Source organism: Ruegeria sp. AA3, assembly GCF_056542905.1.
In genome coordinates, this window is sequence record NZ_JBQGAQ010000001.1 from 822816 (window position 1) to 838579 (window position 15764).

A 15764-nucleotide genomic window follows, 5' to 3' on the forward strand; every position below is an offset into this window, starting at 1 on the left:
CCGATGAATATCAGATACAGCCAAGGCAAACACTTGGATCGATTAAGCTTTGGCCAATTCGTTATAGCCACAGATCAGGCGGCGGCAAATCGAAATTGTACGGGTTATCAGGCCCCTGCCCGATCTGGTCCCACGCGTCATAAAGTCCATCTTCGCGCATCTTCACGAACACCGCCTCAAGCTGATCGTTCAATTGCGCCAACCCATCCCAGGCCTCACCCATGCTGTATTGAAACATGGCCAATTGATCAGCAAGCTGATCTGAAAAGGGAGGAAATTCCAAGCTTTCAAGATCGCGAAACACGATAGGCACATAATCGTAAAACTGAAACTCCCGCGTCTGGGCATTCAAATAGTTTATCTGCCCCTCAAACGCGACTTCGGCAAGCAGCTCGTACTGACCATAAGCATTCATTTGAAATTCGATCGAATACTGGAGACTGAATGAAAAATCGGCGATTCCGTTTTGAAACGCCTCTCCAGCAATCGCAAGAACTTCATGATAGCAATAAGACGTTAGGACCGGATCTTCACTTCCAAAGAGCATTTGGGTCTGAAAGCTTTCTTCACGCTCTGCTTCGATGGACAAATGGTAAAACTGAACCGACTGATCCGTATACTGCCCCTCAAATCCAAAGCTTGAATAGGTTTGATAACCTGCCGGCACAAACTGACCATTCTGATGTGCGAACTCAAGTTCGACAATTTGTTCGTGATACAGCTCAGAAATTTGCGTCGTGCTGTTATCGGACACCATTTGGTATCCCGTCAGCAAAAGACCGAATTCCACCCCATCAATTCCGGCCCCGTGATAGACACCAACCTCCGAATAGACAGGCCCACCGCCTCGCTCATGAAGTGTGATGTTGGGCAGATCGTCTTTACCAGTCAGATCATAAGGGTCGAGGTTTCGAAACGGGACCTCATTCTGACCCACTGAGCTTGCGCTGACATCCAGCGAAGTATCTTGCGCAATACATGTCGGATCGGTGGCGATTTCATATTGGAAGAGTTCATCGTGACCCAAGGGCCGATCACCCGCACCGTAAGTGCTTGCAACCAAATGAGGTTCGATCGGCAGTATGAACTCATCCCCCAGCAAAGGCTGCCAACGCGATGTATTCCCAGCAATCATTTTAAGGCCTCCCTGCAAGTCTAAGCTCAGCATTATGTATGCACATAAACGTGGATCACTAGCGAAGAGGTTGAATATTAAGCGATCTTAATCGGGCGTTAATTCGCATTGCACGCACATACTCGGCTGAAGTACCGGAACAGAAGCGATCGCCACCTCTCTTATTTACAAAGGCCTTTTTTAGCGAAACGAACCCGTTTTTGAGCTAATGTAAATCTTTTTTACATACACCCCTTGCATTGCCGATCGACCCCTCCCATCTAGGAAATGTGAAGAGAATTTACATCCTAACTGGAGAGAGCAAAATGACCGCATTGTCCGACCACGCCGTTCCCCAAAACCCGGGGTGGCTGCACCGAAGCGAAGCCTGGCTTGACAGCAAGGGCAAAGGCGCCTGGATCGCCGCAATGGTCCTTGGCTTTATCTTCTTCTGGCCGATCGGCCTTGCCTTCCTTGCCTATATGATCTGGAGCAAACGCATGTTCAGCAAATCCTGCAGCCGTCGTTCATCGTGGAACAGTCATATGAGCGCAATGAAACCTTCGGGCAACAGCGCATTTGACGCGTATAAGGCTGACACGCTGGCGCGGCTCGAACGTGAACAGAAGGACTTTGAGGCCTTCCTGCATCGCCTGCGCGAAGCCAAGGATAAGGCCGAGTTCGACGAATTCATGGACGAACGCGCCCGCGACAATCGCGACGACGCAGACGATGGCAATAAACCCGTCTAATCTGAACTTGCCCTGTCCCGCCTGTCGGGACAGGGTGTTTCTGACAAACTTCCGGACCGCACTCTATGACTCACCTGCCTGATCCCGACAGCCAGCCCGAATTTTATCAATCCGTGGCGACCAAACGCTTCTTTGCTTGGCTGTTCGACATCGCCTTCATCTCGCTGCTGTGTACAGTTGCAATTCTGCTGACCTTTGGCATGGGTTTTTTCATCCTGGCCCTGATCTATGCCGTGGTTAGCTTCGTCTACCGCGTTGTCACTATCGCGAATGGCTCGGCCACGTTGGGGATGCGCTTTATGGGGATCGAGTTGCGTGATGCGTTTGGTGCCCGGATGGATACAGGCAAAGCCATCGCACACACGGCAGGCTATTTCGTTAGCATGGCGTTTCCAGTACTGCAGATCATCTCGGTTATCATGATGATGACCAGCGCCCGGTGTCAGGGCCTTACCGATGCCTTCCTTGGCACCGTGATGATCAATCAACGCGCCTGACTAAACACCTGAGTGAAACACTTGGCGGCACCAAAAACCGTTGTTATCATCGGTCCCGAGGAAATGCGGGACCTTCATGCGACACACGCTGCCAATCGCGCCACAATTCTATGTGACGGCACCCCAACCCTGCCCTTATCTTGAGGGTAGAATGGAGCGCAAACTGTTCACCGCCCTTCAGGGAGAAGGCGCGGACCAGCTGAATAATTGCTTGTCGCAACAAGGATTTCGCCGTTCGCAGAATGTGCTTTATCGTCCGTCCTGCACCGATTGCGCCGCCTGCCTGTCAGCGCGCATCGATGTTTCAAGCTTTCGCCCCAGCAAAAGCCAGAAACGGACCTATCGGCGCAATTCCTACCTGAATCGGCGTGCCACATCGCCGTGGGCCACTGATGAGCAATTCGACCTGTTCCGGCGCTATCTCGATGCTCGCCATGCTGATGGCGGTATGGCCGATATGGATGTGTTTGAATTTGCCGCGATGATCGAGGAAACCCCGATCCGCAGCCGCGTAGTGGAATATGCCGATCCCGATACAGACGAATTGATCGCAGTCAGCCTGACCGATGTGCTGGATGACGGGTTGAGCATGGTCTACTCGTTCTACGATCCACAGTTTCAGCAACACTCGCTGGGTACGTATATGATCCTCGACCATATTGAGATCGCGCGCGAGGCCGGATTGCCTTACATCTATCTGGGATATTGGGTCCCCGGCAGTCCGAAGATGGACTATAAAGCCAAATTTTCGGGGCTTCAGGCCTATATTCGAGGCGAATGGAAGCAGATTGAAGACCCGGAACAATACGCCCAGACAGCGCACCACCCTCTGTCATCGGCCCCCATTGCCGAGCAGGTGGCCAATATCCAACTGCCTGACAGACATCCGACGAAAGGCTAACCTGCAATGAGGCAGAGCCTTCACGCGGTCACTCTTGTAGTGCCGGATTACGATGATGCGATTGCGTTCTACACCAATGTGCTGAGCTTCTCGCTGCTCCAGGATATTGATCTGGGTGGTGGCAAACGCTGGGTGCGCGTCGCGCCTCCGGGATCATCTGGGGGTACGCTTTTGCTTGCCAAAGCTGCAAATGGCGTTCAGCGCTCGTGCATCGGGAACCAGACAGGGGGCCGTGTCGGCTTCTTCCTTGAAACAGATGATTTCAATCGGGACTACGAAAACATGCGCGTCAACGGCGTTCATTTTGAAGAACCGCCTCGCTACGAACCCTACGGTACCGTAGCGGTCTGGCGTGACCCCTTCGGCAATCGCTGGGACCTGATCCAGTTCACCTGATCCCCTTCACAGTTGCATAAAGCAAAGGGGGCATCGAAGCCCCCTTTCCCTTGGACATAAATCGCCTCAATCAGCTTGGTATCAGATCGGGCACAATGGTGACGATCGAGGGGAAGAACCACAAGATCGCGATACCCACCACCTGAATGATCACAAACGGTATGATGCCACGATAGATGTGGCCGGTTGTGACCTCTTTGGGCGCAACCCCGCGTAGATAGAACAGCGCAAATCCGAACGGTGGCGTCAGGAACGAGGTCTGCAGATTCACCGCCACCATGATCGTCACCCATTTCGGGTCGAACGACCCGCCGTAGATCACCGGCCCAACGATCGGGATCACGATGTAGATGATCTCGAGGAAATCCAGCACAAAGCCCAGGAAGAACAACACAAGCATCACGATCAGGAAGACCGTGAATTCGTTGTCGAAGCTCTTGAGGAACTGCTGGATATAATGCTCCCCTCCGAACGAGATCACCACTAGGTTCAGCAGTTGCGATCCGATCAGGATGGTAAAGACCATCGAGGTCACCTTGGCCGTCTCGCGCACTACAGGTGTCAGAACCCCGCTCGAGAACAGCACCCAACATGCGAACAACAGCCCGAACAGCGCGTAAAGATAAGCGGAATAGGCAATGATGAAGGCAATCCAGCTTTCGACCGTGACACCGCCCTGATTGATACGCAGATCAAAGTTCACGCCCATCAGCAGCGCAATGATCACTGCAAAGGTCGACCATATGATCACCTTGCCCGATCTACCCTGATCCTGCAGCTTGCGATAGGCCGCCAACATTATAGCCCCACCCGCCCCCAGTGCCGCTGCGGGCGTGGGGTTGGTAACACCACCAAGGATCGATCCCAGCACCGCGATGATCAGGACCAGCGGCGGGAACACCACCCTGATCAGATCATTAGTGGCGCATCGTGCGGCCGCCTCTTTGCAGCCGTACATGGCAAACGCGAAGGGTATCGCCAGCAACAGGAACGTCGCCCCGGACGACGTTGTCGGTGCAATCAGCAGCACATCGACCAGCAGCATCAGCAACAAGCCGATAGCCCCGACGATCAGAGGTTGCGGCGACCGCGATGGAGCAATCCCGCGTCCCAGTACCAACGTGAGCCCCAGCAGAACCACAATAACGGCGACACCGTTTCCTATCGGTGCAGCGGCAGCGATCTTGGCCTCTTGTGCAGCCGCAAGTTCCTCTTCGCTCAGACGTTGGGATTCAGCTGCACCTCCTGCCTCATCGATCGCTTCCTGCTCGGCCACCGCCTGATCCCAGGCGGATTGACCATGCAGTTCGATCATCGAAGCCTGACACTCTTCCGAGACGTTTGTGCGCAGTGATGCGCCCTGCCCGATATCCGAGAATGCCGAGACTGAGACATTCTGGCTTCCGATCACGCCCGCACTGCCCAGCAATACAGCGCCAACGATCAGAGCAACCGGAGCACCCAGCAGCCAAGTCAGACCTTCCGAGCGCGTGATGGTTTCACCCGAACCGCCCGACAGCTCAACCGCAGGGGCCTTTTCCGGGTTCAACAGTGCATAACCAAAGGCATAGAGCGCATATAGCAGCGCCAGCATGATCCCCGGCAGCAGCGCCGCCTGGAACAAGGTGCCCACCGAAACAACCGCGGGTTCACCCAGATAGGTCAGCGCGTCGGTACACCCGGCCTCAACCGCGCGCGTTTCCTGCGCGGTCGAATAGAGGTCACCAGCCAGCGTTCCAAGAAGAACGATCACGATGGACGGTGGAATGATCTGCCCCAACGTACCCGAGGCCGCGATCACACCCGTCGCCAGTTCCGGCGAATAGTTGTTCCGCAGCATGGTAGGCAGAGCCAACAAGCCCATGGTGACCACAGTCGCGCCCACGATACCGGTCGAAGCCGCAAGGAATGCACCCACGACCACAATCGAGACCGCAAGGCCACCGGGCAAGGGTCCGAAGACGCGCGCCATCGTGGTCAGCAGGTCATTCGCGATCTTCGACCGCTCCAGCGTGATTCCCATCAGAACAAACATCAGCACTGCCAGCAGGGTTTCAATCGATTGCCCGGCCAGAACACGCTCGTTCATACGGTTCACGATGAAAGAGACGTTCCGGTCCAGCGCGGTTTCCCAGCCTTGTACAAAGACCGGTTCGGCGATCCTTGGCAAATCCGGGTATCGGAACACGGATATCACATCAGGTTTGACGCCCGAATTCACCACGTCGCGGTAGGCTTGCGAACCGGTGTCGATCGCTTGGTGTATCAACAGCCCTGCGCTGTCCAATGCGGCGATGATCCCGAAGGAAATCACCCCGGCCCCGCCGATGGCAAAGGCCACCGGGAAACCCGAAAGGATGCCCCCGAAGAGGCAGAAGAATACGATAATGAGGCCTATCTCGACGCCATCAAGTCCGAATAGCATTGTCTGGTTCTCCGTCCCTAATGCGCGCCTTCGTAGGCTTCTTCACCCTCGCCAAGGCTGTCCTTGTCGAGGTATTTTCCTTCACTTTCCGGCCCTTCCACGTATTCCAGATACGAACGATACAGGAAGGCAATCGCGTGCAGGAACACCATGGCGGCGAAGGCCACCAGCAGAATTTTGAACAGGAAGTAGGCATTGAACCCATTGGGGCTGAACCCGATGGTTTCAACGTTCCAGCGCAGCGCTCGGGACTTGGCTAGCAGCCGGTCCAGCGTATCACTGGCCGAGGGTTTCGGCACGATCAGGTGCCGCCACATGAAGTACCAGCCATACATCCAGGTCAGCACGGCCATCGGCATCATGAACAGAACCGCTCCGCACATATCAACGACGCGTTTGGCCTTGTGGCTGATGCCCGCATAGATCAGGTCAACGCGTACGTGACCACCTTGCACGAACGTATAAGTGCAGCAGAGGCAAACAACCATCGCGTTATAAAGTTTAAGTTCTTCGGCGAACCAACTGATATCCATCTGAAAAGGGATGCCCAAACCAAAGGACATATCTGGCCGCGTGAACACCCGCTGCATGAATACAATCACGATCTGCTGGATCACCATCAGCAGTCCCGCCCAGGCAAAGAAACGGCCCGTGGTGTTGGCAAAACCCTCGAGCCCGCGCACCATCCCCCACATAAAGTTCCGGTAGTAGAGCCCTATGGCCGTCAGCACCAGAAACAGCGCGAAGATCACGAAGAAGAACTCGACAGACCCGCCATAGTAAACAAAGCGCATGATTGCTTCTTTGTTCGACCAGTCCAGCCAGAGCTGCGGATGCGTGATGGCGTATCCGAAATTATAGAAGGCTTCGGCAATGTTCTGAATGAACCATATCAGTCCATTCCACAGGGCGCCGAAGAACGAGATACCGTTTTCGTCCTGCATGTTGTCCCCAGGTCGTATCGGTTGCACGTTTGATTATTGCGGCATGTCCGAACCGCTTATGTGCAACGGGAAAGGCTCCCCCGCCTTTACGGGGGAACCGATTGCATTGAGCGGTTTACTTAGCCGCGAACGCGGTCGCGTTGTGCGGTGTAAACACCCGACGACAGGTTGTTCCATGCCGAGGACTCAGCCATCGACGCCATGGCGCTGTCGTGGATGCGCTTGAACAGCTCGTCACCCATGTTCTCGTCCAGAACTTCCTGGCTGGCTGCACCAAATGCGTCCCAAACACTGTCAGGGAATTCCATGACCTTGACGCCACCGGCTTGCAGGCGCGCCAGCGCGGCACCGTTGTTGGCCAGGAATTGTGCCAGATTCCACTGGTGGCATTCGGCTGCTGCGATCTCGATGATCTTCTGCTGCGCAGCGGACAGGCTGTCATAAACCTCGCGGTTAGTGGCCAACGACAGACCCGCACCCGGCTCATGGAAGCCTGCGGTGTAGTAGGTCTTGGTGATTTCCTGGAAGCCCGCTTTTTCGTCAGCCCAAGGACCGATCCACTCGGTTCCGTCAATCGCACCGGACGACAGCGCCTGATACACTTCCGAACCCGGAATGTTCTGAACCGATGCACCCAGCTTGCCCAGCGCCTTACCGCCCAGACCCGGCATACGGAACTTCAAGCCGTTAAAGTCTTCGGGGCTGTTGATCTCTTTCGAGTACCAGCCACCTGCCTGCGCGCCAGTATTACCGGCCAGGAAGGATTTCAGGCCGAAGATTTCGCCCAGCTCATCATGCAGCTCCATACCGCCGGCATGGTAATACCAGTTCACCAGTTCCTGCGCGGTCATGCCGAACGGAACGGCAGTGAAGAAGGCATAGCCCGGGTGCTGACCCACAAAGTAGTAGTCTGCCGCGTGGTACATATCAGCCTGACCGGACGATACCGCGTCAAATACTTCGAAAGCACCAACCAGTTCACCCGCTGCTTTGATTTCAACGTTCAGGTCGCCATCCGACATGGTGGTGATGCTGTCGGCGCAACGCTGCGCGCTGTCGAACACGCCTGCAAGGCCACGGCCCCACGAGGTGACCATAGTCAGCGTGCGCTTGCCCTGCGCGTAGGCGGGCGCTGCCAGCGTGGTGGCTGCAGCAGCCGAGCCGCCCAGTGCCGATGTTTTTAGAAACTTACGACGATCCATATGAGTGATCCTCCCCTTCATATTCATTCCCCGGGTGATGCCGGGTCGATCGTTTCCAGTGCGCGTTAGCCTAGTTCCGCACACATGAATGTGAATACCTACTACTACGTAGCCAGTCAGATTTTTTTGGATTTGAGGGCGCAATTCGGGCTGATTTCGCGTGCCCAGCGCTAAATCGCGTTGCCTGAGGTCACTGATCAACCAATCTTTTTGCAATTTCGCTGCGGCTTGCGTATCGATTCGATCATGAGAGGTTTCCGGAATCTCATCTCGCTGACCTACGCGCAGAAATTGTCGCTGGTCGCTGCCATCCCATTGATCGCGGCGGTGGCTGCGATCGCCTTGGTGGTCGCATATGAATCCCGCGCAACCGCTGAAAGCGAGATCCAAGCGCTTGAACGCCGCCTGATCGAAGCCAAGAAGGACGAACTGCGCAACTACGTCACACAGGCGCGCAACGGGTTTGCCTATATCTACGGCCGCGCCTCGCCCGATGACGAGGTGGCGAAGAACCTGGTCACGCAAATCCTTTCGGCGATGATCTACGGCAAAGACGGGTTCTTCTTCGTCTACGATTATGACGGCAACAATCTGGTCAGCCCGCGCCAGACCGAGTTTATCAACCGCAACTGGGTTGGCCTAACGGATAGTGATGGCACGCCCATTGTGGATGAGTTCATAAGCCTCGCCCGCCAAGGCGCAGGATGGCACAGCTTTATGTGGCAAAAGCCTTCAACCGGGGAAGAGGCGCAGATGATCGCCTATGTCGTCGGCCTTCAGGATTGGCGTTGGGTGGTGGGCACAGGCGTTTTCATCGACGATATCGTCGCCACAGTCGCCAACGCACGGGCCGAGGTCGAGGCGCGCGTGCAGCGCACATTCCTCTATATCGGGGGTATCGTTCTTGCAGCCGTACTGATCGTCTTTGCATCCGGAATGTTGCTGAATTTTCGCGAACGCAGGTTGGCTGACGCCAAACTGAAGGAACTGACCCAGCGCGTGCTTGATACCCAAGAGGAAGAGCGCGGGCGTGTCGCCCGTGAATTGCACGATGGCATCAGCCAAATACTGGTCGGCGTCCGTTATGCGCTGGACAATGCCCGTCGACGGTTGGGCCGCGGAGACGACGCAGCCGCGCAAGCTCCGCTGCAAACAGGTATCGATAATCTGGCCACCGCCATCACCGAAGTCCGCCGTATTAGCCGCGATCTGCGCCCCGGCGTTCTGGACGATCTGGGTCTTGGGCCTGCCCTAAAAGCGCTAACAGACGACTTCAGCGAACGCACCGGGATCGAGACCGAGTTTTCGACAGTCGTGTTCCGTAACCGGCTGGATCAGGACAGCAAGATCGCCCTTTATAGGATTGCACAGGAAGCCCTGACCAATATCGAGCGCCACTCAGGCGCGACCCGTGTTACCATAGATCTGCGGGGTCATAAGAAAGGCGCCACGATGCGGATCACCGACAATGGCCGCGGATTGCGTAGCGAACCCGGTCAAGTCAGCGCCGGGATCGGATTGCGCAACATGCAAGAGCGGATTGAGCAGCTTGACGGCAGCCTGCGTATCCTCTCCTCTCGCGGCGGACAAAGCGGCACTGTGATTGAAGTCAGCCTGCCACTCAGCCATATGCTGCCACCGCAGGAAGATCCAACGCCAAAACGAAAGGCCGGTCTCTGATGTCCGACACGACCACCCGTGTACTTATAGTCGACGATCATCCCATGGTCGCCGAAGGCATTCAGTCACTACTGGAAAGCTTTGATGAAATAGACGTGGTTGGCACGCTCTCAAACGGGCAAGAGGCGGTTGATCAGGCGACCCAGCTCGAACCAGACGTGATCCTGATGGATCTCAACATGCCCGGTCTCAGCGGGCTCAACGCCACTGAGATTATCTTGGAACGCCTGCCTGAAACCCGCATTCTGATCCTATCAATGCACGACAGTCCCGAATATATCTCGACGGCGCTCAGTCACGGAGCCAAGGGCTACATCCTCAAGGACGTTCCGACCGAAGAAATCAAGCAAGCTATCGACGCGGTGATGCGTGGCGAGCGCTATCTCTGCACCGGCGCCAGAGGTTCTTTGGAACCGAAAGAAGGTGACACGCGTGAAGCGCTAACCGGGCGCGAACAGACCATCTTGCTGGAACTCGCGCAGGGCAAATCCAACAAAGAAGTCGCACAGTCTCTGGATATTTCTGTCCGCACGGTCGAAACCCACCGTAAGAATATCAAACGTAAACTGGGGATCTCTTCGACTGCCGGTTTGACCCGCTATGCGCTGGAACACGGCGTTCTGCAGGGCACCAGCCCCGGGCTCTGACCACAGCGCGATACGCGCTGCCCGGCCCAACCGGAAAAGGCGCGCCGAATGGCGCGTTGATTACGGGCGGGAGCCATGCCCAGTTACCTGGGGCGAATGTCCTGACCAAAGAAGATCAGCGTTCCATCTTCGTCGATCACATGAAATTCGCGCTGCTGATAGCGCTGATCGAAAGGCGGGCGCACGCGGCCTTCTGGCAAATCGGCCAACTGCCCTTTCATCTCTTCATAAAGCTCATCAATTCCGTCGACATCAATATAGAAGGATTGGTTATCACCCAATGGTTTACCATCCGATCGCGGCGGGCATTCCAATAAACGAATGGCAACTTGATCCAACCTTAGAAACGCATAGTTCTCCTGCCTGAAATTGCAGGTAAATCCCAGCTTCTTGCAATAAAACTCAATCTGCGTGTCCAAAGACGAACAAAGAACAAATGGTGTGAGTTGCAGTATTTGCGACATTAATGGTTTCTCCGCAGATAATATGGTGGCCAGTCTAGCCTCTCGCTTAACTCAATCCAGCAATTCGTCATCCCGAAGCCCGGCACGCGCGTAATGTTGGGGCAAAACCCGACCATAAAGTTGCCGTGTACGCTCAACCCCGCCGCACATCCCTTCGGTTTCTACAAATGAAAAAATTCCGACATAGCGTTTGCGGTCACCCTCGACCGGAGCAACCCGGTGCAAGGCATAACGCCCTTTGAAAATCTGCAGGTCTCCTGGTTGCAGTTCCAGTTGGTGCACACCCCTCCTGCTGCCATCCAAAATCGCAGCGACGCCATTAAAATTTTCGTCCTCACTGGTCCGCAGGTTGGGTGCATATTCGAACGCACCGCCTGCTTCACCATTCTGAATTGCCAGCGTCACAGTGTAATTATTGGTGTCGAAATGCCACGGAAAGCCGCCTCCCTTCTCGACCACATTGATGATCACGTCCGCCAACGGATCGTCATATCTAAAGAACCGATCCTCTGGCTCGTTCAGCGCCTCGCGGATGAAGGGCATGAAACCTTCATACTCATAAATACGTCGCAAAGGGCTTGAGGCTGCAAAGTTATCCGCTGGCACAAAGGCATTGGACCGGTCGAAAAACCGTCGGATCGGATGCCCGATACCAAAGCTCGGGTCGTCCTGAGTGAAATAGGCATTCGTGCGATTGAATGACCGATGCGCCTTGGGAGCGACCTCGTCGGCCTCGGCAATCAGTTTTTCCAATCCCTCTTCATGCACAAAGGACGGCAGGACTGCACATCCATCAACATCCAGATCCCGACGCAGGTCCGCAATCAACTGCCTATATCCATAGGAGTCAGGCCGATCGATCGGATATCGCCCTAAATCTACAAGATCGTGCAACATGTCTGACCTCCCGATGTAGTGCTGTTTTCATCAGCCTGCCTCAGCATCGGGGGTTGCTCTGGTCTGTTTCAGACATGGACCTGACGCAATCAGACCAGCCTCACGCAACGTCATGCACTCAAAATTTCACCCAAATTTCACGGATGTTTCTCGATCTGCGTCATTTTGCGCAATAAAGTAACAAAAAATATGAACACTGACTTACAATATTTTTGTATTTGCCTGTTGACGCCCCTTCCCCTCAAACATAATGTCCCTGCACGCAAAGAAGGAGCCTCTGGCGATGAAAGCGCTAGTCGTAATCGTAGGAAACACGCGCATGGGCCGGTAACGGTAAACCATAATCGAACCCATGCGCCTCCGAAAATCTCGGGGGCTTTTTTTTGGCAACACGCAAGACACATGTCGCGAACGGAGCAAAGCAGATGACACGTGAGATGACCGGCGCAAAGATGGTAGTTCAGGCCCTCAAGGATCAGGGCGTGGACACAGTTTTCGGATACCCCGGTGGCGCCGTCCTACCGATCTATGATGAGATTTTTCTGCAAAACGACATTCGCCACATTCTGGTACGGCATGAGCAGGGTGCGGTACATGCCGCTGAAGGCTATGCCCGCTCAACCGGCAAGCCCGGCGTTGCCTTGGTTACATCCGGTCCCGGTGCGACAAATGCGGTGACCGGCCTGACCGATGCGTTGCTGGATTCGATTCCGATCGTTGTTCTGACCGGTCAGGTTCCGACCTTCATGATTGGCTCTGATGCCTTTCAGGAAGCGGACACCGTAGGCATCACCCGCCCCTGCACCAAGCACAACTGGTTGGTGAAGGATACGGACTCGCTGGCGGCAACAATGCATGAAGCCTTCCACGTGGCAACCGCGGGTCGACCCGGCCCGGTGCTGGTCGACATTCCGAAGGACGTTCAGTTTGCCTCGGGTGAATACAAGACGCCAAAACCGTCAACCTCCCACTATCAGCCAGTATTGAAGGGCGATCTGGAAGAAATCACCGAACTGGTCGCGGCAATCGAGACCGCGAAGAAACCGGTCTTCTATACTGGCGGCGGAGTCATCAATTCGGGCCCTGCAGCCAGCCAGCTGTTGCGCGAGCTTGTGGACGCAACCGGCTTCCCGATCACTTCGACCCTGATGGGGCTTGGGGCTTATCCGGCCTCGGGTGAAAACTGGATCGGTATGCTGGGGATGCATGGGCTCTACGAGGCCAACATGGCGATGCATGATTGCGATCTGATGATCAATATCGGCGCGCGCTTTGACGACCGTATCACCGGCCGTATCGATGCGTTCTCGCCGAACTCGATCAAGGCCCATGTGGATATCGACCCATCCTCAATCAACAAGGTGATCCGGGTGGACATCCCAATCGTTGGCGATGTTGCCCATGTGCTTGAGGATATTCTGAAAGTCTGGAAGGCACGCGGTCGCAAAACAGATGCTGCCAATATCAAACAGTGGCAGGACCAGATCAACGAGTGGCGCAAAGTTAACTGCCTTGCCTTCACCAACAGCGAGAAAACCATCAAGCCGCAATACGCGCTGCAACGGCTTGAAGAGCTGACAAAGAACCACGATCGATACGTCACGACTGAGGTTGGACAACACCAGATGTGGGCGGCTCAGTATCTCGGCTTTGAAGATCCAAACCGCTGGATGACATCGGGTGGTTTGGGCACAATGGGCTATGGTTTCCCCGCCTCGATCGGTGTGCAGATGGCGCATCCCGATGCGCTGGTTATCAACGTGGCAGGTGAAGCGTCGTGGTTGATGAACATGCAGGAAATGGGCACCGCAGCACAGTACCGCTTGCCGGTGAAGCAGTTTATCCTGAACAATGAACGCCTTGGCATGGTGCGCCAGTGGCAAGAGCTGCTGCATGGCGAACGCTATTCGCACAGCTGGTCCGAAGCACTGCCTGATTTCGTCAAACTCGCCGAGGCCTTTGGTGCCAAGGGTATCCTGTGTTCCGACCCAGCAGATCTGGACGACGCGATCATGGAGATGATCGACTATGACGGCCCTGTGATCTTTGACTGCGTGGTCGAAAAGCACGAAAACTGTTTCCCGATGATCCCATCAGGCAAAGCCCATAACGAAATGCTGCTGGGCGAGGCCGAAACGCAGGGCGTAATCGATAGCAAAGGCTCGGTACTGGTTTAACAAATTCGACGAATTTTGTCGGGCGCTTCGGTGCCCGGCCATCGAAAGATGATGAAAGGGACGTAAATGTCTGCCCTACAAATCAAAAAAGGCGCAACTCGCCATTCTGCTTACAACCTACGCCCAACTTTCTCGGACGTTCAGGAACAGCATACAATTGCTGTTCTGGTTGAAAACGAACCGGGCGTTCTGGCGCGGGTGATCGGACTGTTCTCGGGCCGCGGCTATAACATCGAAAGCCTCACGGTCGCCGAGGTGGATCATACAGGCCACCTGAGCCGGATCACGATTGTCACCACCGGCACCCCGCAGGTCATCGAACAGATAAAGGCGCAGCTCGGGCGCATCGTCTCGGTTCGCGATGTCCATGATCTGACCGTGGAAGGCGCCTCGGTCGAGCGCGAACTGGCGATCATCAAGGTTGTCGGCGAAGGAGACAAACGGGTCGAGGCGTTGCGTCTGGCCGATATTTTCCGCGCCAATGTGGTCGATAGCACGCTGAATTCATTCATTTTTGAAATCACCGGCGCGCCAGACAAGATCGATGCGTTTGCTGACCTGATGCGCCCTCTAGGGCTAATCGAAATCGCCCGGACCGGTGTTGCTGCCCTGCTGCGTGGTGACTGACATTTTGGCGCCATCCTCGGCTGTGATTGCCCAGCCGAGGACCCGGCAACGCGGTAAGCTTAAACAATAATCCGAAACTAGCCTGTATTCCGCGCAATTCACGAACAATATCATGTAAAAGATCATGCAAATAAACTGAATCGCTATTGATTTTGCATGACGTAACGTTAGCCTGACCCGCGTAGCGGGGCCTCATCCGGCGCCCCCATTTGTCGTTTTACGATTTCTGACTGACGTGCAGCCACTGTGTTGACGCCTTCTCGTTGTTTCGAATCTCAAGCAGAACCGTGGAATTGACGTGACTGACAGCAATCGCAGCCCTGCTAAATTACGTAGAATGTTTGGCGCGAACCTTCGGCAGCTTGCACAAAGATACCCATCAGTGTCTGAGCTATGCCGCCAGCTGGGAATCAATCGAACGCAGTTCAACCGATATCTGGCCGGTGAGAGCTTTCCGCGCCCGGATATCTTGGACAGGATTTGTCGGTTTTTCGATGTCGATGCGCGTATCCTTCTAAAACCATTGGATGAAATCGAGCCCCACGCCCCGCATCCGGCGGTAAATGTCATCGATCGCTACCTCTCGGCTAACGTCGATACGACGTTTGCGACCGGCTTTTACCAAGCCATTGAGCGTGACCAGACAGCCGCGAGCCAGCCCCATCACCGGCTGTACCATGTGCGTCAGATCTTCAATTGCACCCTGCTACGTGGTTATGACCCCTGTTCCTCAGTATCCGAGAGACCCGCCACGCGTGAGGTACGGGGTATCGTGTCTTATGCAGATGGAAAGATTTGCGCGTTGATTTCACGAAAGGGCGCACAAGATCGTCGAATGATGGTTCTGACTGAAACAAGCGAGGAGAACGGCACCCGATTGTTGGGCTATGTCTATCGGCTGGCAGAAGGATCCGAGCTAGGCCAGAGCACCCAACGGGTTGAGCTACGGCACTTGGGACATGACCTGTCTGCTGCGTTGAAATTGGCGCGCAAAGCAAAGCGCTCAGCACACCCGAGCAGGGGCGCTTCGACCTGAGATTG

Annotated in this window: 15 protein-coding genes; 9 read left to right on the forward strand and 6 right to left on the reverse strand. The window is 55.2% G+C overall.

All coding sequences use genetic code 11. From position 1 onward, the window contains the following. Nucleotides 1-61 precede the first annotated feature (61 nt). Nucleotides 62-1135: a hypothetical protein gene (locus ACR0JR_RS04125; protein ID WP_480455106.1), complete on the reverse strand. Its 1074-nt coding sequence runs from the start codon at nt 1133-1135 to the stop codon at nt 62-64. A 305-nt stretch (nt 1136-1440) separates the two neighbouring features. On the opposite strand from ACR0JR_RS04125, the gene ACR0JR_RS04130 reads away from it, so the two are divergent. From ACR0JR_RS04130 to ACR0JR_RS04145, 4 genes are all read left to right on the forward strand, one after another. Then, nucleotides 1441-1866, forward strand: coding sequence for a DUF2852 domain-containing protein (locus tag ACR0JR_RS04130; protein WP_170540470.1), 426 nt, complete (start codon nt 1441-1443; stop codon nt 1864-1866). A 65-nt stretch (nt 1867-1931) separates the two neighbouring features. Continuing rightward, entirely contained in the window at nt 1932-2363 is a 432-nt protein-coding gene (locus tag ACR0JR_RS04135; RefSeq protein WP_010442168.1) for an RDD family protein, read from the forward strand. A 76-nt stretch (nt 2364-2439) separates the two neighbouring features. Beyond that, on the forward strand, nt 2440-3264 hold the full coding sequence (locus tag ACR0JR_RS04140) for an arginyltransferase (RefSeq protein WP_170779962.1): 825 nt from the start codon (nt 2440-2442) through the stop codon (nt 3262-3264). Nucleotides 3265-3270: 6 nt separating this feature from the next. After that, nucleotides 3271-3660 (forward strand): VOC family protein, encoded by a 390-nt coding sequence (locus ACR0JR_RS04145; protein WP_170540473.1) that lies wholly within the window; start codon nt 3271-3273, stop codon nt 3658-3660. A 70-nt stretch (nt 3661-3730) separates the two neighbouring features. On the opposite strand, the gene ACR0JR_RS04150 is transcribed toward ACR0JR_RS04145, so the two are convergent. From ACR0JR_RS04150 to ACR0JR_RS04160, 3 genes are all read right to left on the reverse strand, one after another. Next, entirely contained in the window at nt 3731-6085 is a 2355-nt protein-coding gene (locus ACR0JR_RS04150) for a TRAP transporter large permease subunit (protein ID WP_170773268.1), read from the reverse strand. A gap of 17 nt (nt 6086-6102) precedes the next feature. After that, nucleotides 6103-7029 (reverse strand): TRAP transporter small permease subunit, encoded by a 927-nt coding sequence (locus ACR0JR_RS04155; RefSeq protein ID WP_170472153.1) that lies wholly within the window; start codon nt 7027-7029, stop codon nt 6103-6105. 119 nt (nt 7030-7148) lie between these two features. Continuing rightward, on the reverse strand, nt 7149-8231 hold the full coding sequence (locus tag ACR0JR_RS04160) for a TRAP transporter substrate-binding protein (RefSeq protein WP_170473331.1): 1083 nt from the start codon (nt 8229-8231) through the stop codon (nt 7149-7151). Nucleotides 8232-8477: 246 nt separating this feature from the next. On the opposite strand from ACR0JR_RS04160, the gene ACR0JR_RS04165 reads away from it, so the two are divergent. Beyond that, complete coding sequence (locus ACR0JR_RS04165; protein ID WP_029622026.1) at nt 8478-9911, forward strand: cache domain-containing protein; 1434 nt, start codon at nt 8478-8480, stop codon at nt 9909-9911. Beyond that, the gene (locus ACR0JR_RS04170) at nt 9911-10558 is read left to right on the forward strand and encodes a response regulator transcription factor (protein WP_010442161.1); all 648 of its coding nucleotides are present in this window, start codon (nt 9911-9913) and stop codon (nt 10556-10558) included. Before ACR0JR_RS04165 ends, ACR0JR_RS04170 begins: the two co-directional genes overlap by 1 nt. 83 nt (nt 10559-10641) lie before the next feature. Here ACR0JR_RS04170 and ACR0JR_RS04175 read toward each other — a convergent pair whose 3' ends face one another. Further along, nucleotides 10642-11022 carry a bleomycin resistance protein gene (locus tag ACR0JR_RS04175; RefSeq protein ID WP_480455108.1) on the reverse strand — a complete coding sequence of 127 codons (381 nt, stop codon included), beginning with the start codon at nt 11020-11022 and terminating at the stop codon, nt 10642-10644. A 51-nt stretch (nt 11023-11073) separates the two neighbouring features. Further along, entirely contained in the window at nt 11074-11919 is an 846-nt protein-coding gene (locus tag ACR0JR_RS04180) for a HalD/BesD family halogenase (RefSeq protein ID WP_480455109.1), read from the reverse strand. A 425-nt stretch (nt 11920-12344) separates the two neighbouring features. Between ACR0JR_RS04180 and ACR0JR_RS04185 the strand changes: the two genes are divergently transcribed. The 3 genes from ACR0JR_RS04185 (at nt 12345) to ACR0JR_RS04195 (ending at nt 15759) form a co-directional block, all read left to right on the forward strand. After that, nucleotides 12345-14096, forward strand: a complete 1752-nt coding sequence (locus ACR0JR_RS04185) for an acetolactate synthase 3 large subunit (protein ID WP_480455110.1) — start codon at nt 12345-12347, stop codon at nt 14094-14096. A 66-nt stretch (nt 14097-14162) separates the two neighbouring features. Beyond that, nucleotides 14163-14723, forward strand: a complete 561-nt coding sequence (gene ilvN / locus ACR0JR_RS04190) for an acetolactate synthase small subunit (RefSeq protein WP_010442156.1) — start codon at nt 14163-14165, stop codon at nt 14721-14723. Nucleotides 14724-15060: 337 nt separating this feature from the next. Continuing rightward, the gene (locus ACR0JR_RS04195; RefSeq protein WP_480455111.1) at nt 15061-15759 is read left to right on the forward strand and encodes a helix-turn-helix domain-containing protein; all 699 of its coding nucleotides are present in this window, start codon (nt 15061-15063) and stop codon (nt 15757-15759) included. Nucleotides 15760-15764 lie beyond the last annotated feature (5 nt).

What these genes read in the sequence shown, in the direction of transcription:
- ACR0JR_RS04125 (WP_480455106.1), bottom strand. Translation starts at nt 1,135, where the DNA reads ATGATTGCTGGGAATACATCGCGTTGGCAGCCTTTGCTGGGGGATGAG.
- ACR0JR_RS04130 (WP_170540470.1), top strand. Translation starts at nt 1,441, where the DNA reads ATGACCGCATTGTCCGACCACGCCGTTCCCCAAAACCCGGGGTGGCTG.
- ACR0JR_RS04135 (WP_010442168.1), top strand. Translation starts at nt 1,932, where the DNA reads ATGACTCACCTGCCTGATCCCGACAGCCAGCCCGAATTTTATCAATCC.
- ACR0JR_RS04140 (WP_170779962.1), top strand. Translation starts at nt 2,440, where the DNA reads ATGCGACACACGCTGCCAATCGCGCCACAATTCTATGTGACGGCACCC.
- ACR0JR_RS04145 (WP_170540473.1), top strand. Translation starts at nt 3,271, where the DNA reads ATGAGGCAGAGCCTTCACGCGGTCACTCTTGTAGTGCCGGATTACGAT.
- ACR0JR_RS04150 (WP_170773268.1), bottom strand. Translation starts at nt 6,085, where the DNA reads ATGCTATTCGGACTTGATGGCGTCGAGATAGGCCTCATTATCGTATTC.
- ACR0JR_RS04155 (WP_170472153.1), bottom strand. Translation starts at nt 7,029, where the DNA reads ATGCAGGACGAAAACGGTATCTCGTTCTTCGGCGCCCTGTGGAATGGA.
- ACR0JR_RS04160 (WP_170473331.1), bottom strand. Translation starts at nt 8,231, where the DNA reads ATGGATCGTCGTAAGTTTCTAAAAACATCGGCACTGGGCGGCTCGGCT.
- ACR0JR_RS04165 (WP_029622026.1), top strand. Translation starts at nt 8,478, where the DNA reads ATGAGAGGTTTCCGGAATCTCATCTCGCTGACCTACGCGCAGAAATTG.
- ACR0JR_RS04170 (WP_010442161.1), top strand. Translation starts at nt 9,911, where the DNA reads ATGTCCGACACGACCACCCGTGTACTTATAGTCGACGATCATCCCATG.
- ACR0JR_RS04175 (WP_480455108.1), bottom strand. Translation starts at nt 11,022, where the DNA reads ATGTCGCAAATACTGCAACTCACACCATTTGTTCTTTGTTCGTCTTTG.
- ACR0JR_RS04180 (WP_480455109.1), bottom strand. Translation starts at nt 11,919, where the DNA reads ATGTTGCACGATCTTGTAGATTTAGGGCGATATCCGATCGATCGGCCT.
- ACR0JR_RS04185 (WP_480455110.1), top strand. Translation starts at nt 12,345, where the DNA reads ATGACACGTGAGATGACCGGCGCAAAGATGGTAGTTCAGGCCCTCAAG.
- ilvN (WP_010442156.1), top strand. Translation starts at nt 14,163, where the DNA reads ATGTCTGCCCTACAAATCAAAAAAGGCGCAACTCGCCATTCTGCTTAC.
- ACR0JR_RS04195 (WP_480455111.1), top strand. Translation starts at nt 15,061, where the DNA reads ATGTTTGGCGCGAACCTTCGGCAGCTTGCACAAAGATACCCATCAGTG.